Consider the following 18088-nt stretch of genomic DNA (forward strand, 5'->3'; position numbering starts at 1 on the left):
GGCCGGTAGCCTGGCGTCTGCTCGATAGTGGGACCATGAAGACCAAATTGCGCAGACGCGGTTCCACCGGTGGCGGGTACCGAGGGATCCGTTAGTGGATCCAGACCTTGCACCGGTACCCCCCGTGGCACTGCACCGGGCTGAACAGACGGCGGCATCCCTGCGCATTCTCGAGTGGCTGGCCGGCGCCGCGGACGACCTCCTTGCCTTGGCGGTCCCGGCGGACTGCGTCTGCTGCGGGGCGGAAGACCGCACGCTTTGCCCGTCCTGCGCCAGCCGCATCCGCCAGCTGGCCAGGAACCCTTTCCGTGCAGAAAGCGGGGCTCCTGCCCTCATGGACGTTGCCGGGGCAGTGCTGCTGCCCGTGGTGGCAGCGGGTGTGTACCGCGACGAGCTGGCACAGGCACTGCTGTCTTTCAAACGGCACGGACAGCATCAGCTTGGCTCAAGCCTTGGCCGTGTATTGGCCTCAGCAGTCAGGTCGGCTGCTCCCGCGGGTCACGGAGTCCTGCTGGTCCCCGTCCCCACCAGCACAGCGGCCTACGTCAGCAGGGGCTTCAGCCCTGTCCACCTGCTATTGAAGGTGGCCGCGCGGCAGCTCCCGGGTTTCAATGTTGCGGATGCCCTGGGCAAGATTTCCGTTTCCGGTCATGGGCTGCCCGGCGGGCACAACGGGCCGGCCGGCCAAAAGGGCCTGGGGAGGGGAGCGCGCTCGCAGCGGGTCCGGGGGTCCATGAAGGTCAAACCGAGGGCCCGGACAGAGGTCGCAGGGCGGCCCTGCCTCATCATCGACGATGTCCTGACCACCGGTGCGACTCTTGGCGAAGCTGCCCGTGCGCTTCACCGCGAAGGTGCCCTGGTAAGGGGCGCCGTCGTGCTTGCGGCGACACGCCCGCCCGATGCCGCTGCCCGTGACGCCGCAGACGCGGGAGTGCGCGGTGACCACCACGTCTCAGAAAAAAATAAACCGGGAAAGGATGAATAACGGGTGGCTATGAACTAACGTCTGAGGTGGGTACCAAGAACAGAATGTACCTTTCGATGGCGGCTCGGAGAGGGGCTCGACTGTCAGGCAGCCCGGCCCAAGGAAGCGCCGCCGTCGTGTCACCGAAGTCATTTGGAGGGCACCATGGAGTTTATGATCAGCGGACGAAATCTGACGGTTTCAGACCGGTTCCGCGAGTACGCCGGGGAAAAGATCGCGAAAATCGAATCCCTGGGTGACAAGATCCAGCGGGTGGACGCAAAAGTTTCCAAGGAGACCAATACGCGGCAAACCGGCGACCAGTTGACCGTTGAGGTTACCGTCCTGGGCCGTGGTCCCGTAATCCGTGCCGAAGCGAGCGCCGCAGACAAGTTTGCCGCCTTTGACCTCGCCTACAACAAACTGCTTGAGCGGCTCAGGCGGGCCAAGGACCGCAAGAAGGTCCACCACGGCCGCCACACCCCAAAGGCTGTCCGCGAAGCAACCGCTTCCCTTGAACCAGCCAGCGCCCACGAGCCGCTGTACCTTGAGGCCAACCGGTGGAGTGAAACCGGGCAGCCGCCGGAGGAAAAGTCCCCTTACGACGTCGAAAATGACATCCCGGCCGGTAACTCGCCGGTGCTGATCCGCCGTAAGGTTTTTCCCGCTGCTTCCATGACACTCGACGATGCTGTGGACAACATGGAACTCGTCGGCCACGACTTCTATCTCTTCATGGACAAGGCAACCAACACGCCGTCGGTGGTGTACCGTCGCCGCGGCTGGACCTACGGAGTCATCACCCTGGACCACGAATGTGAGCCGGGAGACACCGTCGTGGAGGAAAAGGTCTTGGCCTACCGCTCCGATGACGCTCCCGCCAACGCTTAGAGTTGACCAGCCACCGCCAGAGAGGTCTGAATGCCGGCAATGCTGAGCCTTGACCAGGCACGGCGGATCGCGCTGGCGGCGCAGGGACTCCATAAAGAACGGCCCACCGGCCCCGTCACTGCACGGACGGTGGGCCGTACTTTTGCCCGTCTTCAACTCGTCCAGATCGATTCCGTCAACGTTTTAGTCCGCAGCCATTTCCTGCCCTTCTACTCACGTTTGGGCGACTACGATCGCGACATCCTGCACCGCATGTCCGCCAGCCACCCGCGCCGCATGCTTGAGTACTGGGCGCACGAAGCGAGCTATATCCGGCCGGAGCACTACCAGGACCTGCTTCCGTGGCAGAAGAGACCGTGGGTGGGCGCCTCCCGGCTGGACCCCGGACTCCGGGAGGATGTGGCGGACAGGATCCTGGCGGTCCTCGCCCGTTCCCGGCCCCTGACCGCTTCAGAACTCACCGCACGCATTGGCCACGTCGAGGATAAACAAGTGGCCAACTGGGGATGGAACTGGAACGCCGTGAAACGGGTATTGGAACACCTCTTTGAAGAAGGAGTGGTCTCTGCCGCATCCAGGACCGGGCAATTCGAACGCAGGTACACACTGGCCTCGAAAGTCCTTCCAGCCCACGCCCTTCCCGGGGAGCAAGCGGACCCCACGGCAGCACTCCAGCGGTTGACCGATGCTGCCGCCCGCGCGCACGGGATCGGAAGCGTCCGCTGTTTCGCCGACTATTTCCGGACGCCGGTCAAGGCAACGGCACTGGCCGTTGAGCACCTGGTGAGGCAGGGAAGTCTCGAACCTGTCGAGGTCGCCGGCTGGGGCCGGACGCTCTTCCGGCACACGGATGCGGTACTGCCGAGGCGTGCCACCGGACGCGCCTTGCTAAGCCCGTTCGACTCCCTGGTCTTTGAGCGCCGCCGGCTGTGGGAACTGTTCAGCTTCCACTACCGGATCGAAATTTACACACCGGAGCCCAAACGGCGCTTTGGGTACTATGTCCTGCCCTTTCTGCTGCGTGACAGGATCGTGGCCAGGGTGGACCTCAAAGCGGACCGGGCAGGGGGACGGCTGCTGGTCAGGTCAGCCTTCGCCGAGCCGGATGCGCCGGCGGATACCGCCGTCGAACTCGCCGTCGAGCTGAAGCTGATGGCGCGATGGCTTGGACTGCCCGGGGTGGATGTGGGCCACGCAGGGGATCTCGCAGCGGTGCTGGCGCATGAGGTGGCACGTTTGTAGGGAGTATCCGCTCTCAGGGAAAAGGGGCTCCGCCTCCGTGTCTCTCCCGTAGACTGAACACGCCAGAATTCGGCGGCATCAGACTGGGAGCATCTTCACGTGGCATCACTTATCGAAAAAATTCTCCGCACGGGTGACAAGAAAACACTCCGGCAGCTGAGAAACTATGCCGACTCCATCAACGCCCTCGAAGACTCGTTCAAAACTTTCACGGACGCGGAGCTTCGTGAGGAAACCGACCGCCTGCGTGCCCGCCACCAGGACGGCGAGAAACTTGATGACCTGCTGCCGGAGGCATTTGCCGCCGTGCGCGAAGCGTCCTCCCGGACTCTTGGCATGCGCCACTTCGACGTCCAGCTGATGGGTGGCGCTGCCCTGCACCTGGGCAACATCGCCGAAATGAAAACCGGTGAAGGCAAGACCCTGGTGGCGACCGCTCCCGCCTACCTGAACGCCCTCACCGGCAAAGGTGTCCATGTCGTCACGGTCAATGACTACCTTGCCGAATACCAGTCCGAGCTCATGGGCCGGGTTTACCGTTTCCTCGGCCTGACCAGCGGTGTCATCCTCGCAAACCAGGATTCGGCCGTTCGGCGCCAGCAATACGCCGCCGACATCACGTACGGCACCAACAACGAGTTCGGTTTCGACTATCTGCGCGACAACATGGCCTGGGACCGGACCGAACTCGTCCAGCGCGGCCACAACTTCGCCATTGTCGACGAAGTTGACTCCATCCTTATCGATGAAGCCCGCACGCCGCTGATCATCTCCGGACCGGCGCAGGGGGACACCAACCGCTGGTACAGCGAATTCGCCAAAGTGGTCCTGCGGCTGGAGCCGGAGAAGGACTACGAGGTGGACGAGAAGAAGCGCACCGTGGGCGTCCTGGAGAGCGGGATCGAAAAGGTTGAGGACTACCTCGGCATCTCCAACCTCTACGAGTCCGCAAACACCCCCCTGATCGGATTCCTCAATAACGCCATCAAGGCCAAGGAACTCTTCAAGCGGGACAAGGACTACGTCATCCTGGACGGCGAGGTCCTGATTGTCGATGAGCACACCGGCCGCATCCTGGCCGGACGGCGCTACAACGAAGGCATGCACCAGGCGATCGAGGCCAAGGAAGGCGTCGAGATCAAAGCGGAAAACCAGACCCTGGCTACCGTGACCCTGCAGAACTACTTCCGTATGTACAGCAAGCTTTCGGGCATGACGGGTACCGCCGAGACTGAGGCGGCCGAGTTCATGAGCACCTACAAGCTGGGCGTGGTGGCCATCCCCACCAACCGTGACATGCAGCGGATCGACCAGCCGGACCTTGTCTTCAAGAACGAAGTTGTGAAGTTCGACGCCGTGGTGCGGGACATCGCCGAACGGCATGAAAAAGGCCAGCCCGTCCTCGTGGGCACCACCAGCGTGGAGAAGAGCGAATACCTCTCCAAACTGCTCGCCAAGGAAGGCATCCGCCACGAGGTCCTGAACGCCAAGAACCATGCCCGGGAAGCTGCCATCGTGGCGCAGGCCGGCCGGAAGGGCGCTGTCACCGTGGCCACGAACATGGCCGGCCGCGGCACCGACATCATGCTGGGCGGCAACGCCGAATTCACGGCCGTCGCCGAACTGGCCAAGCGCGGGCTGGACCCGGAAGAGAACTCCGACGAATACGAAGCCGCGTGGCCGGCCGCCCTCGAGGCAGCCAAGCAGTCGGTGAAGGATGAACACGAGGAAGTCCTGGACCTCGGGGGTCTTTACGTCCTGGGCACCGAGCGCCACGAGTCCCGCCGCATCGATAACCAGCTCCGCGGCCGCTCCGGCCGCCAGGGTGACCCCGGCGAGTCAAGGTTTTACCTCTCCCTGACCGATGACCTTATGCGGCTTTTCAACTCCGGAGCGGCGGAAAGGCTGATGAACAGCTCCGTCCCGGACGACGTGGCGCTGGAATCAAAACTCGTATCCCGGGCCATTGCCTCCGCCCAGGGACAGGTGGAGGGCCGCAACGCCGAGCAGCGCAAGAATGTGCTGAAGTACGACGACGTCCTCAACCGCCAGCGCGAAGCCATCTACAGTGACCGGCGCCGCATCCTGGAGGGCGATGACCTGCACGAAAAGGTGCAGTTCTTCGTGGAGGACACCATTACTGCCCTTATCGACGCGGCCACCGCGGAAGGGAACGGCGATGACTGGGACTTCCACCAGCTTTGGACGAACCTTAAGACGCTTTACCCGGTCAGCGTTACAGCCGAAGACGTTATCGAAGAGGCGGGAGGCAAATCCAGGGTCACTGTGGAGTTGCTGAAGGAAGAGATCCTCTCCGATGCCCGCCTGCAGTACCAGGCCCGTGAGGACGCAATTGGTTCCGAGAGCATGCGGGAGCTTGAGCGCCGCGTGGTCCTTTCCGTCATTGGACGTAAGTGGCAGGAACATCTTTACGAGATGGATTACCTCAAGGAGGGCATCGGGCTGCGCGCCATGGCCCAACGCGATCCCTTGGTGGAGTACCAGCGCGAAGGTTTCGCCATGTTCCAGAGCATGATGGAAGCGATCCGGGAGGAAAGCGTCGGATTCCTCTTCAACCTTGAGGTGGAAGTAACTCCCGCCCAGGACGTAGTGGTGCCGGATGCTGCAGGCGGCCACACCGAGCACGTGGACCCACAGGTTCACGCCGCCGGTCTTGAGGCGCCCGAGAAACCCGCGCAACTGCAGTACACGGCTCCCAGCGAGAGTGGCGAAACCCAGACCCGCGTGGAGACGCGGGCCGGGGGCGGACGCTCAGGCAACCCGGCCAAGGCAGCTGCCCAGGATGCCGCCAAACGCCCGGCGAAGAAAAAGAAGCGCTAGGACTGCAGCCGGAGGCTGCCGCTCCGTGGCGGGCAAAAGACAGGCAGGGACGGACGCGTCCCTGCCTGTCTTTTGCCCTCTTGTCGGTACTTTTCGTCCCTTCGGCTGCCCCCGCCATCTTCCGCGGGTCAGCCGATGACGAGTTCGACTACCCGCCACACCTGCTTAGTGCGCTCGAGCCGGAGCGCAACGGCACGGGCGCGCACGTCATCCACCACTACGGCACTTGCCTCGTAAATCCCTTCGGCCACTTCGCACACCCGCACGGAGCGCACTGTCGAATTGCGGTGGAGCCTGACCAACGCAGGATTGCCTGTCCTGGTGATTTCCCGCCTTATCAATGCGGCGCGGTGCTGCAGCGATGCCAAGCACTGTGGGTCGAGGCGCCGTGCGAGCTGGTGGGCGGGACGTATCCCCACCAGGACCTCCATGGAGGCCTGGACCGTGCCCCGCGCTATCGCCCGCACCTCAGTGACCTCACTTACCGGCCTCAGCGACGGATGCCGGGCGGGGGACTGCCCTGCCGGCTTCGCCGGAGATGTCCCCGTCCCTGCGGTGCCCCTTCTGCCGTCTTGAGTGGTGTTGGCCGGCCCCGGAACGGTACGGACAGGTGTAACTGCGGTCATTGTTTCCCCCTGGGTTGATTGGTAGATGGATGGCCTGGATCGAGACCGGCTATGAACCTTCGGGCGCCTGAAGAACTTGGCCGGGAAGCAGGACATCCGGGCTACCGCCGATCAGCGCGCGGTTCGCGGCGTACCATCGCGGCCATTCCAGTGCGATATCCACGTCCGAGGCCTCTGGTCCGAGGTAGCAGGCCACGATGTCCCACAGAGTGTCGCCGGCCAACACAGTCACAAACTGCGCCTTGCCTCCCGTGCCAGTCGCGGGAAGGCTTCTGCTTTCAGGTCCCGCCAACAGTCCCTGCTCCACCAACGGAGGAGCAGGCTGCCAACCGGGATCGACTGCGGATATGGACAATTGGCCGCCCAGCTTCATCACCGGCCCTGCGGCTGCAGGGCTTGTTAACGCTTCCTGGGTCGGCTCCGACGGTGTTGGTACTGCAGCAGCGGTCAGGTTGTCGTCCACTGTGGGGGACGGCGTGACTGGGGCCGGTGGAGAGGTGACGGAAGCTGGGAGCGATTGCGCATGCGTTGGCATCCACTGCGGCCCTGGTGCCGTGGCCGAGGCATTCGCCGCCACGCCTGTCACCAGCTGGATAGAGAGTGCAGCAACTACAGCCCGCTGCATGAATGCGGGAGAGAACCTGCGCGCAGCCGCCGCGGCCTGCCGCCGTCCCAGGTGATCGAGCACAACAGCTGCTCCTGCACCGAGGACCGAAACCGTCCACCAAAGGAGGATGCCGATGCCGGCGGCCGCGGCTGCCGCTGCGAGGAGGACATCCGCTGACGTGTCCTGGTGACGGGCAGCGGAGTCCTGCCATTGAGCGAGCAGGCCGGCTCCGAGTGTGCACAGCACAAGGCCGAGCATCAGAAGGGCCAGCGCCATCGCGATATCAGGTCCTTTTCCTGCCGTCGAACGCGCCACGTCTTCTCCTTTGATGCAATTTAATACCGTTTGATGTTGATAGCAGCATTTTGGTTCGAACCAGGAGGATTTGTCCATACGTTGGACTGAAAAAGTCTTGGCGCGTTGACGTGCAGGGCAAGCCGCCCTACGCTGGCCGGATGCGCTGGGATGCTCTCTTTCATGACATGGAAGGCCAGTTCGCGGAGGCCGACCGGCTGGCGCTCGACAGCGAAATCAACGAGCGGGCCAGGGCAGAGATGGTGGGTCTGTCGCTCGAAGACAGGCTGCGTGCGGCTGTCGGTTTCCGGATCGCCGTCCATCTCCTCTGTGGAGAGTCGGCTCACGGGGAACTTACGCATGCGGGCGCTGATGCGCTGGTCCTTGACGAGGGGCCGCACCAAGTGCTTATTCCCTACGCTGCCGCCGCGCGGTATGTGGGCCTCGGCAGATATACCCTTCAGGAAGATTCTCGGGTGCGCCGTGCCATTGGGCTGGCCCACTCGCTGAGGTGCCTCGCCCGGGACAGGGCAGAGATCTCAGTCACAACAGCGGGAAGCGGGGGGCCGGTGCGTCTGGCCGGTGTCATAGACCGTGTGGGGAAGGACTATATTGACCTCGCATCGGTGATTCCAGGGGAAGACCGCCGGAGGAACAGCGTGAGCCAGGTTTCGGCGATTCCTTTCGCCGCCCTGGCCATGATTAGGTCCCGCTCCAGCTGATAGCTCTTGAAGGCCGCGGGTATCGTGCCTTGTAAGCCGGTCCCGCTAACCGGACTTGGAACGCGATTGCTGAATCATGCGGCTGGCCTCGGCATAGCGCTCCTCGATGTACTGCTCGAGCATTTTCTCCTCAACGCGCCATTGCCCCCTGCCACCCACCTGGATGGCTTTCAGCTCGCCGCTGCGTACCAAGGCGTACGCCGCAGGGGAGTTGATCTGGAGTTGCTCAGCGACGTCCGCGAGCGTGAGAAACCTTGGCATGAACCCATTTTGCCATCAAGTGGCAGACTTTGCGGCTGTTATCCACAGTTTGGCGGCATTTTGGAAAATGACTTTTGTTCCAGGTGCCTTGCGGTGAGAATGAGGAGTCCGGCCAGACCGGACTGGTCCGGCGTACCCAGGGGGAGAACGGTATGGTTCCTGATTCAAGAGCCACTGCACCACGGCTGAGGCGGCCATCGTGGAAGGACCCGCGGCTGTTGGTGGGCGTTCTCCTGGTCCTGGTGTCCATTGCCGGCGTCATCTCGCTGGTCAACAACGCAGACCGGACCACGGAGGTCTACGCGGCACGCGACGGTATTGCTGTGGGCGAACGACTGACGCCAGAGAACGTGGTCCGCGCCAAGGTCCGGCTCGGCGACACGGAACAGCATTACATCACCGTGGAGTCGGGCCTTCCCCAGGACGTCGTCGCCATGCAGAGGATTGGAAAGGACCAGCTGGTTCCAAGGGCAAGCCTCGGTGCGGCCGACCGGCTGGACCGGAAGCCCGTTGCCCTGAGTGTTGAGCAGACGTTGCCGTCCCAGGCAGTGGCCGGCGCCCGGGTGGATGTCTGGGTGGCGCAGCCGGACGCCAGGAACGGCTTCAGTGAGCCGAAGCTCATCCTCCCCGGAGCTGAGATCGCAGAGATCACCACCGGGTCCACGGCGCTCGGCTCGTCGAAAACTACCGTTCTGATGGTCCTGGTGGAGGACAAGCAGATGCCGGCGTTGCTCGGCGCCCAGGCAAATGAGGCCAAAATATCGGTTGTCTGGAATCCGGGCGGCGGCCGGTGAGTATTCCCGTCGTTACCGTAGGTCAAAGCCGTGAGGATCTGGTGGGCGGTCTTGAAAGGCTGCATGGCCCGGTCACGGTCGTCAGAAGATGCAACGAGCTTCCCGAACTTTTGGCAGCCTGCCAGAGCGGACTTGCACGGGCTGCAGTGGTAGCGGAGGGAACCGAGGCGTTGACTGCTTCCCTGGTGGACCGGCTCGGAGCTGTTGGCGTGGCAATCATCGCACTGACAGATAACGCAGAGGAAGCCGAAAGGCTTCGCAAGATCGGTGTCGCGTCGGCGCTGACGGGTGTCGCCTCCACGGAACTTTCGGACCGGATTTCCGACGCCGTCGCGCAGCTGGCCGGTTCGGTCCGTCCGGCCATTCGCAGCACGCCTGCTGACACCGGCGTTGCGCTGGTATGCGAGACCGTCGAACCACAACCCGACCCGGAGGGGCAGGGGACCGGAAGGCTCATCGCCGTCTGGGGGCCCGCGGGGTCCCCGGGAAGGACCACGGTTGCCGTGAACATCGCCGGGGAATTGGCGGCTGACGGCAGCGACGTCCTGCTGGTAGATGCCGACACCTACGGCGCAAGCGTAGCGGCGGTGCTGGGTCTGCTTGACGAGTCAGCGGGGCTCGCCCAGGCGTGCCGGCTCGCTGACCAGGGCCAGCTGGATGCGGATGCACTCCGAAGGGTGGCAGCCACCGTAGCCACAGCATCCGGCACATTCCGGGTCCTGACCGGAATTACCCGGGCTGACCGGTGGACCGAGCTCCGCGCTGCGGCTCTGGCGATTGTCCTTGAGCGGGCCCGGCAGATTGCCGACGTTGTGGTGGTGGACACAGGCTTCTGCCTGGAAGCGGATGAGGAACTCAGCTTTGACACGATGGCGCCGCGGCGAAATGCCGCCACCCTGCGTCCGTTGGAGCTTGCCGACACGGTCTACGCCGTGGGTGCGGCAGACCCCGTGGGTGTACCCAGGATGGTCCGTGCTCTCGCCGAGCTGGAGGCTGCCGTCCCGCAGGCGTCCCCCATTGTGGTCATGAACAAGGTGCGTTCCTCTTCGGTTGGTCGGGCACCTGAGCGCCAACTGCGGGACGCCTGGGAAAGGTACGGGCCGGCTTTTGGGCTCAAATCGTTTCTGCCCCATGACCCCAGTGCCGCCGACGCCGCCCTCTTGGCAGGGTCTCTGCTGTTGGAAGCCGCCCCCGAGTCGGTGCTGCGGCACGCCATCCGCGCGCTCGTATGTGCACCCGCCCAGCGAAAACGCAAATCCTCTGTATTTTCTTCCACACCACGGCGGAGATCAAACGGATAGGCTCGCCATAAGAGCTGCAATGGTGCGGCGGATAACTCATATGGAGGCGTTGTCGAATGTCGTCTGGATCCAGCGTGGAGGACCAGCCCCTGTCAATTGAAGGCCTCGAGGGCTTCATGGGGGACTACTACCAGCACCTGGCCGAGGAGGATGCCCGAAGCTACCCTCGGGATGTCCTCGAGGCCCGCGCGCTGGAGCACCGCCGTCTGGCGTCTCTCCGGCAGCCGGGACAGGCGAAGGTCTCGATCGTTGATGAAGAGGACAGCAGCGTCATTTTCGTCGTGACTGACGACATGCCGTTCCTTGTCGACTCGGTGAACGCCGAGCTTGTCCGGCAGCACGCGGCAATCAAGCTTGTGGTCCACCCCCTTTTCGTGGCCGCCCGGAACCGGGAAACCGGTGAACTGGTCAAGGTCAACAGGGTTCCGGCGCACCTGGGGATCTCCAGTGGGGACACAGCCGCGATGCCCAGCCTTTCCCACCTGATTGCGCAGGGCGAAAACGCCTCGCACATGGAGTCTTGGATCGCCGTCGAGATCCAGCGCGTCCCGGATGAGACCAAGGCATCACTGCTCGAAGGTTTGACCCGCGTGCTCCACGACGTCCGCGCCGCGGTGGAGGACTGGCCCAAGATGCGCCAAAAAGCGCTGGAGATCGCCGAAAGCCTGGACCGGGTGGCCAATTCCGGGCAGATTGCGGAACTGCGGCAGGCCAAGGACCTTCTCCGGTGGCTCGACGAGGGGAACTTTACATTCCTTGGTTACCGTGAATACGACCTGCTCAACGTGGATGGCGAGGACGTCCTGGAACTCCGTGAGGACAGTGGCCTGGGGCTTCTCCGCGCCGCCGCCGACTCCCCGCACATCCAGCATCTCACCGATACGGGCCGCAAAAAGGCCCGGGAAAAGCGTGCGCTGGTCATCACCAAGGCCAATTCACGGTCCACAGTCCACCGCTCGGCCTACCTGGACTACATCGGCATCAAAAGCTTTGACGCCGCAGGCAACGTCAACGGTGAACGCCGCTTTATCGGACTGTTCGCCACCAGTGCCTATGCGGGTTCCGTGCGGGACATTCCCATTGTCCGCGAGAAAGTGGACGCCGTGCTGCAGAACGCGGGCTTCCCGCCGGACTCGCACTCCGGCAAGGACCTGCTGGGAATTTTGGAGACCTACCCCCGTGATGAGCTGTTCCAGATCGAGGTTCCCGACCTCGCCGCAACCGCGCTTGGGATCCAGAAGCTGCAGGAACGGCGGCGTACCCGGCTGTTCCTGAGGCCCGACATCTATGGACGGTTCATGTCGGCCGTGGTCTACCTGCCCAGGGACCGCTATACCACGAACGTCCGGCTCCGCATTGAGCAGGAACTGAGGGAAACGTTCCAGGCGGTCTCGATCGACTACGAAGCGAGGATGACGGAATCAGCGCTCGCGCGCCTGTTTTTCCGCATTCGCCTGCCAAAAGATGCCGACGTCAGCCACGTCAACACCGATGAGCTGGAGAAGCGGCTGGTCCGGGCGGCCAGGTCCTGGAGTGAAGGTATCGCCGAAGTCCTTCGCGAGGGACGGGACCCTGCTGAAGCCAAGCAACTGGCTGCCATCTGGGCCGAGGCCTTCCCGGCCAGCTACCGCGTGGACTACGAAGTAGAGGACGCGCTCGAAGACATTGCCCGTTTTGAAAAGTACGGTGCCGCCGACGAACGGGACAGCGGGGCGATACAGGACCGGCCCGGTGTCCACGTGTACCTTCCTGAAGGTGCAGGCGCCACCCTTGAGGAGGACGCCCGGGTCAAGCTCTACATGCTGGAACCCAAGAGCCTGAGCCAGATCCTGCCCTATTTCCACAATCTCGGCCTTGAGGTCCTGGATGAGCGTCCTTTCGAGATCGAAACAGCGGACCGCCGCGACTTCTTCCTTTACGACCTCGGCCTGAAATACCCGGCCGGAGTTGACCCGGTATCAACCGGTGGGCTACTTGCTGATTCGTTTGGCGCAGCCGTCACGGGAGCCGCGGAGTCGGACAGTTTCGACAGGCTGGTGCTGCGTGAGGGCCTGCACTGGCGGCAGATAACAGTGCTCCGGGCCTACGCCCGGTACATGCGGCAGATGGGCAACAGCAGCTCTTTCGGCTTCATGGCGGACACGCTGCTGGCCAACCCGGACGTCACCAGGGGGCTTAGCGCACTATTCGCTGCCCGCTTTGACCCATCCGTCAGAGACGAGGAACGAGCCGAAGCTCAGGCGTCCGTGAGGGAGAAGCTGGCGGCTTCGATCGAGAAGGTTGCAACGCTCGACGCCGACCGCGTGCTGCGCACCTTCGCCAACCTCATTGAGGCCACCCTCCGCACCAACTTCTACCAGGACAAGCCCCACCTGAGCTTCAAGCTGGATCCGGCGCAGATCGAAGGGCTGCCGTTCCCGCGGCCCATGTTCGAAATCTGGGTTTACTCCCCGCGGGTGGAAGGCGTGCACCTGCGGTTCGGCAAGGTGGCCCGGGGGGGCCTCCGCTGGTCCGACCGGCGGGAGGATTTCCGCACCGAGGTCCTCGGCCTGGTGAAGGCACAGACAGTGAAGAATGCGGTCATCGTGCCCACCGGCGCCAAGGGCGGATTCTTCGCCAAACAGCTTCCGGATCCCTCGACGGACCGCGCTGCCTGGATGGCGGAAGGCGTCGAAAGCTACAAGACCTTCATCCGGGGGTTGCTGGACCTCACCGACAATCTGCTCACGGAAGGCGACCGCGAACGGCTCGTGCCGCCGTCGAACGTTGTCAGGCACGACGACGACGATTCCTACCTTGTGGTTGCGGCGGATAAGGGCACGGCTACTTTCTCGGACATCGCAAACGGCCTTTCTGCTGAGTACGGGTTCTGGCTGGGCGATGCCTTCGCATCCGGCGGTTCAGTCGGCTACGACCACAAGGCCATGGGCATCACCGCCCGGGGTGCCTGGGAATCAGTGAAGCGGCACTTTAGTGAACTCGACCTGGATACCCAGACCGAGCCTTTCACCGTGGTCGGCGTGGGAGACATGTCCGGGGACGTGTTCGGCAACGGGATGCTTTTGTCCCGGCATATCCGCCTGCTGGCGGCATTCGACCACAGGCACATCTTCCTCGACCCCAATCCGGATGAGGAATCTTCGTTCGCGGAGCGGCAGAGGCTCTTTAACCTCCCCAGATCTTCCTGGGACGACTATGACAAGTCCCTTATCAGCGAGGGCGGCGGCGTGTTCGCCCGGCAGTCGAAGTCCATCCCGGTTTCCACCCAGGTGCGGGCCGCGCTTGGGCTCCCGGCGGCCACCACAGAGCTCAGCCCACCGGAGCTGCTGCGTGCCATCCTGCTGGCCCCTGCAGATTTGCTCTACAACGGCGGGATCGGAACTTATGTGAAGGCCGGCTCCGAATCGAACGCATCGGTCGGTGACAAAGCCAACGATGCGATCCGGGTCAATGGCCGGGACCTGCGGGTCAAGGTGGTGGGCGAAGGCGGAAACCTGGGCATGACGCAGCGCGGCCGCATCGAAGCAGCGCTGCAGGGTGTCATCCTCAACAGCGATGCGATCGACAACTCGGCCGGCGTGGACTGCTCTGACCACGAAGTCAACATCAAGATCTTCGTTGACCGCATGGTGGCTGCAGGGAAGCTGCCGGCGGGGGAGCGTGCCGACTTCCTCGCCTCCATGACGGACGAAGTGGCCAGGCTGGTCCTGGAGGACAACATCGACCAGAACATCCTGCTCCTGAACGACCGCACGCGGGTGGCGGAGTGGAGCCCCAGCTACGAGCGGCTCATGGACTGGCTCGAAAAGAGCGCCGACCTGAAGCGGGACCTTGAAGCGCTGCCCACCACGGAGACCTTGCGGGAACGCCTCCAGCAGGGGCAGGGCCTGACGTCCCCGGAGCTGTCGGTGCTGGCCGCCTACGCCAAGATCGAACTGGCCTCGGCCCTGCGGGACAGCGATCTCGCGGACGACCCCTGGTTCCGGGGGACCCTCCGTGCGTACTTCCCGCACCAACTGCGCCAACGCTTCGACGCGGAACTGGACACCCACCCGCTGCGCCGCGAGATCATCGCCACGGTGGTTGCCAATGACATGATCAACCTCGGCGGCATCACTTTCGCATTCCGGGTCATGGAGGAGACATCGGCCAGCGAAGTGGCCGTCGCAAAGGCCTTTGTGGCGCTGCGCGAGGTGTACGAGCTGGATTCGATGGTGGCGGAGCTCAACAGCCTGCCGGCTTCGTTCCCCACGGAACACTGGAGCACCGTCCACCTGGATATCCGCCGACTCCTCGACCGCGCCGTCCGGTGGCTGCTCAGCCAGGAAAGCGTTTCGCGGCCCATTGCCGACGTCATCGCGGAGTTCAAGCCGCTGATGGACCCGATGCGCGCCCGGTTGCTGGACTACTTGCGCGGGGACGACCGGGAACGGGTGGCAGCATGGCTGGCGAAGGGCCGTGAATGGGAACTTCCCGAAAACCTGGCCCTGCGTTGGGCGGAGCTCTTCGAGAGCTTCGTGCTCCTGGACATCGCCAGGATCGCCCGGTCCCGGGAGGACCGGGTGGAGGACATCGCCGCCGTTTACTACACCGTCTTCAACCGGTTCCACGCGGACTCGCTGCTGGAGCGGATCAGCAGCCTGCCCAGGCAGGACCGGTGGCAGGCCCTGGCGCGGGCTGCCCTGCGGGATGATCTGTATTCCACGGTGTCCGACATGACGACCGCGGTGCTGGACGCCACGCCTGGAGGCGGGGAACCAGAGGCGCGGCTTAAGGACTGGGAGGCGCAGAACGCCGAGCAGTTGGGCAGGGCCAAGAGCATGTTCGACGAGGTGAACGCGCTCGAGGCCGACGACATGGCCTCACTGTCGGTAGCATTGAGGCTCTTGAGGTCAATCGTCCGACGCTAGCAAGACGGCGTCGCAAATGGAGGTGCAGTGGCAATCTTTACGGACCCCATCAGGGAACATGCTGATTTCGGGCCGGGCGATGCCGAATGGCTGCACCTCCTGGTGGGGGACTGGCAGATGGTCGCGGACCTGGCGTTTGCCGACCTGGCGCTTTGGTTCCCCCACCCCGAGCTTGGGTACATTGCCCTGGCGCATGTGCGCCCTTCCACCACCCACACTGCGTTCCACAGTGACTTCGTGGGCGAGGGGATCCGTTCGGATCTTCAGCCGCTGGTGGACAAGGCGTGGAACAGCAAGACCATCGAGCGCTCCAGCGAGACGAACTGGAACAGTGAAATGGCGCTCCGTGTGGAGGCCGTCCCCATGGTGCGCAACGGGCGGACCCTGGCGGTGGTCACCACCCACATGGATTTGTCCAGTTCGCGGATGCCCTCACGGCTGGAGCTGACCTACCGCCAGTGTGCCTACGACCTCCTGCGGATGGGCACACTGGGGCTGTGGCCGGACTTTGCCTCGCCCACGGGTTCGCGCCGTGGCGCTCCCCGCGTGGGGGACGGGCTGATCAGGCTCGACGCCGACGGCGTGGTGCAGTACGCCAGTCCCAACGGTGTTTCAGCCTTCCGCCGGTTGGGGGACGGTGAATCGCTGGAAGGACGCTCCCTCGCCGAAGTCACCGCCGGCCTGCTGAAGGACCGCCGCATGGTCGATGAAACCCTGCCGCTGGTGGTCACGGGCCGCATGCCGTGGCGCAGCGAGATCGAGTCACGAGGGGTCAGCCTGTCGCTGCGGGCCATTCCGCTCCGGGATGAGCAGCAACGGTTCGGCGCACTCGTGCTGTGCCGCGACGTCTCTGAACTGCGCCGGCGTGAGATGGAGCTGGTCACCAAGGACGCCACTATCCGGGAGATCCACCACCGGGTCAAAAACAACCTGCAGACGGTCGCAGCTCTTTTGCGGATGCAGTCCCGGCGCATGGTGAGCGATGAGGCAAAGCAGGGCCTGGAGCAGGCGATGCGCCGTGTCGCCACCATTGCACTCGTCCACGAGACGTTGTCACAGGGACTGACGCAAAGCGTGGATTTCGACGAACTGATCGGACGGCAGTTCCGTCTGTCAGCTGAGGTGGCATCCCCCTCCCAGCAGGTCCGAACGGAGCGTTCCGGCACCTTCGGTGAGCTTCCCAGTGACCTTGCCACTCCTCTCGCGTTGGTCATCAACGAGTTGGTGACCAACGCCGTTGAGCACGGCCTGGAGGGCAGGGCAGGAACAGTGTGGCTGGTTGCCGACCGGTCGGACGGGGACGACGGCGAAGAGCTGACAGTTACCATCGCCGACGACGGCGTGGGACTTCCGGAGACACCGCACGTCGAGGGGCTGGGGCTTCAGATCGTGAGGACATTGGTGACAAGCGAACTGGGCGGGACCATCAGCTGGCAGCGCCGCGAGGGCGGTGGCACCGAAGTAAAAATCCGGCTCAGCCTCGCACGCAAATAAACCGGCAGCCCCTGGCAACTACTGGCAAAACGACTGAGGCCCCGGGACAATCCAGATCTGGATTATCCCGGGGCCTCAGTCGTTAAGCTATTGCCGTCGATGCAGCCGCCCTGCCCGCCTAGGTGTCCTAGGAGGCGCGGCGTGCGCGGGCTGCACGACGCTTGAGGGCGCGGCGTTCGTCTTCGCTCATGCCGCCCCAGACGCCGGCGTCCTGGCCTGACTCGAGTGCCCACTGAAGGCAGGTGTCCACGACAGGGCACCGGCGGCAGACGCTCTTGGCTTCCTCGATCTGCAGGAGGGCAGGTCCTGTATTTCCGACTGGAAAGAACAGTTCCGGGTCCTTGTCGAGGCACGCTGCGCGGTTACGCCAATCCATGCTGATCAGTTGCTCCATTTCTGGGAAGTGCCTTTGTGAAATTATTCACTAGTGGCTACAAAGGAAAAGGGCCCTCTGGGCCCCCTTGGTCATCTGCATCAAGCCTGTCATGTTAACGCTGTGTAAACAAGGGGTAGGAACGCACGATATCCTTCGAAACCTGAGCGATGCATCACAGTCGCGGCTCCGGCCCTCACCAGTGTCCGACTATGTCCGGTATGGTGCGAGTGTGTCAAGACCCCCCATAGACCCAGCAGCCGCCTCCCCGTCTCCCGAAGACCCCCGCGGCGGCCGCGCTCGTCGGGACGATGGAAGGCCTGGGCCTATCCCGGGCGGGGCGAAGGTAGTTGCCTTTGTTGCAGTTGCGGAGGCAACGGCCCTGCTGGCCGCGGCCGGCTGGTATGCCTACGAGTTGCTTAGCGGAAGTCCGGTCCTTTCTTTCTGGGGCGCCGTCTTCACGCTGGGTCTGCTCCTGGCTTTCTCCGCCTGGTTGTTTGCGGTTGGCGTCTTCCTCTACCGCGGTTACAGATGGACCAGGGCGGCCGCGCTCGTGGCCCAGTTGTTCGCGCTGACCATCGGAGTGCCCGCCTTGAGCAGTGGCCGTCTTCTGCCCGGAATCGCCATGGTGGTTCCCGCGGTTATCGCCATCATCCTGCTGTTTTCCACCAAGGTGATCAACTACGCGTCCCGCACGGGCAGCCCTCCACCGGCCCTCTGACCTGCTTCCCCTGAGCTGAACCGGGCGAGCGCCAAAACCCGCGGAAA

At 63.7% G+C, this 18088-nt stretch carries 14 protein-coding genes; 10 read left to right on the plus strand and 4 right to left on the minus strand.

Annotated elements, in window-relative coordinates:
• Positions 1-94: 94 nt before the first annotated feature.
• From J2X98_RS08915 to secA, 4 genes are all read left to right on the plus strand, one after another.
• A complete protein-coding gene (locus tag J2X98_RS08915) occupies positions 95-985 on the plus strand; it encodes a ComF family protein (protein ID WP_307306766.1) in 891 nt (296 codons plus the stop codon).
• 144 nt (positions 986-1129) lie between these two features.
• Positions 1130-1855, plus strand: coding sequence for a ribosome hibernation-promoting factor, HPF/YfiA family (hpf, locus tag J2X98_RS08920; RefSeq protein WP_141942267.1), 726 nt, complete (start codon positions 1130-1132; stop codon positions 1853-1855).
• A gap of 30 nt (positions 1856-1885) precedes the next feature.
• Positions 1886-3097 carry a winged helix-turn-helix domain-containing protein gene (locus J2X98_RS08925; RefSeq protein WP_307306770.1) on the plus strand — a complete coding sequence of 404 codons (1212 nt, stop codon included), beginning with the start codon at positions 1886-1888 and terminating at the stop codon, positions 3095-3097.
• Between the two features lie 99 nt (positions 3098-3196).
• Entirely contained in the window at positions 3197-5938 is a 2742-nt protein-coding gene (gene secA, locus J2X98_RS08930; protein WP_307306773.1) for a preprotein translocase subunit SecA, read from the plus strand.
• 128 nt (positions 5939-6066) lie between these two features.
• On the opposite strand, the gene J2X98_RS08935 is transcribed toward secA, so the two are convergent.
• The gene (locus tag J2X98_RS08935; protein ID WP_307306776.1) at positions 6067-6564 is read right to left on the minus strand and encodes an Rv3235 family protein; all 498 of its coding nucleotides are present in this window, start codon (positions 6562-6564) and stop codon (positions 6067-6069) included.
• 49 nt (positions 6565-6613) lie between these two features.
• The gene (locus tag J2X98_RS08940) at positions 6614-7486 is read right to left on the minus strand and encodes a LysM peptidoglycan-binding domain-containing protein (protein ID WP_307306780.1); all 873 of its coding nucleotides are present in this window, start codon (positions 7484-7486) and stop codon (positions 6614-6616) included.
• Positions 7487-7626: 140 nt separating this feature from the next.
• On the opposite strand from J2X98_RS08940, the gene J2X98_RS08945 reads away from it, so the two are divergent.
• Positions 7627-8187, plus strand: a complete 561-nt coding sequence (locus J2X98_RS08945; protein WP_307306783.1) for a hypothetical protein — start codon at positions 7627-7629, stop codon at positions 8185-8187.
• Positions 8188-8232: 45 nt separating this feature from the next.
• Here the strand turns inward: J2X98_RS08945 and J2X98_RS08950 are convergent, their stop codons facing one another.
• Positions 8233-8448, minus strand: a complete 216-nt coding sequence (locus tag J2X98_RS08950; protein WP_141942257.1) for a helix-turn-helix domain-containing protein — start codon at positions 8446-8448, stop codon at positions 8233-8235.
• A gap of 152 nt (positions 8449-8600) precedes the next feature.
• Here J2X98_RS08950 and J2X98_RS08955 point away from each other — a divergent pair, with 152 nt between their 5' ends.
• Genes J2X98_RS08955 through J2X98_RS08970 form a run of 4 tightly spaced genes read left to right on the plus strand, consistent with a single transcriptional unit; the run spans position 8601 to position 16947 of the window.
• Complete coding sequence (locus J2X98_RS08955) at positions 8601-9242, plus strand: hypothetical protein (RefSeq protein ID WP_307306790.1); 642 nt, start codon at positions 8601-8603, stop codon at positions 9240-9242.
• Complete coding sequence (locus tag J2X98_RS08960; RefSeq protein ID WP_307306793.1) at positions 9239-10543, plus strand: AAA family ATPase; 1305 nt, start codon at positions 9239-9241, stop codon at positions 10541-10543. The genes J2X98_RS08955 and J2X98_RS08960 overlap by 4 nt, the downstream gene beginning before the upstream one ends.
• 56 nt (positions 10544-10599) lie before the next feature.
• Positions 10600-15453 carry an NAD-glutamate dehydrogenase gene (locus J2X98_RS08965; protein WP_307306796.1) on the plus strand — a complete coding sequence of 1618 codons (4854 nt, stop codon included), beginning with the start codon at positions 10600-10602 and terminating at the stop codon, positions 15451-15453.
• 27 nt (positions 15454-15480) lie between these two features.
• Positions 15481-16947 (plus strand): sensor histidine kinase, encoded by a 1467-nt coding sequence (locus J2X98_RS08970; protein WP_141942249.1) that lies wholly within the window; start codon positions 15481-15483, stop codon positions 16945-16947.
• A gap of 127 nt (positions 16948-17074) precedes the next feature.
• On the opposite strand, the gene J2X98_RS08975 is transcribed toward J2X98_RS08970, so the two are convergent.
• Entirely contained in the window at positions 17075-17323 is a 249-nt protein-coding gene (locus J2X98_RS08975; RefSeq protein ID WP_003804966.1) for a WhiB family transcriptional regulator, read from the minus strand.
• A gap of 325 nt (positions 17324-17648) precedes the next feature.
• Between J2X98_RS08975 and J2X98_RS08980 the strand changes: the two genes are divergently transcribed.
• Complete coding sequence (locus J2X98_RS08980; RefSeq protein ID WP_307306867.1) at positions 17649-18041, plus strand: hypothetical protein; 393 nt, start codon at positions 17649-17651, stop codon at positions 18039-18041.
• Positions 18042-18088 lie beyond the last annotated feature (47 nt).

The sequence above is a fragment of the Pseudarthrobacter enclensis genome (assembly GCF_030811655.1).
GTDB classification, from domain to species: Bacteria; Actinomycetota; Actinomycetes; order Actinomycetales; family Micrococcaceae; genus Arthrobacter; species Arthrobacter enclensis_A.

Bases quoted from the DNA above. Each gene is read 5' to 3' on its own strand.
- hpf (WP_141942267.1), top strand. From the start codon at position 1,130: ATGGAGTTTATGATCAGCGGACGAAATCTGACGGTTTCAGACCGGTTC.
- J2X98_RS08925 (WP_307306770.1), top strand. From the start codon at position 1,886: ATGCCGGCAATGCTGAGCCTTGACCAGGCACGGCGGATCGCGCTGGCG.
- J2X98_RS08935 (WP_307306776.1), bottom strand. From the start codon at position 6,564: ATGACCGCAGTTACACCTGTCCGTACCGTTCCGGGGCCGGCCAACACC.
- J2X98_RS08945 (WP_307306783.1), top strand. From the start codon at position 7,627: ATGCGCTGGGATGCTCTCTTTCATGACATGGAAGGCCAGTTCGCGGAG.
- J2X98_RS08950 (WP_141942257.1), bottom strand. From the start codon at position 8,448: ATGCCAAGGTTTCTCACGCTCGCGGACGTCGCTGAGCAACTCCAGATC.
- J2X98_RS08955 (WP_307306790.1), top strand. From the start codon at position 8,601: ATGGTTCCTGATTCAAGAGCCACTGCACCACGGCTGAGGCGGCCATCG.
- J2X98_RS08965 (WP_307306796.1), top strand. From the start codon at position 10,600: ATGTCGTCTGGATCCAGCGTGGAGGACCAGCCCCTGTCAATTGAAGGC.
- J2X98_RS08975 (WP_003804966.1), bottom strand. From the start codon at position 17,323: ATGGATTGGCGTAACCGCGCAGCGTGCCTCGACAAGGACCCGGAACTG.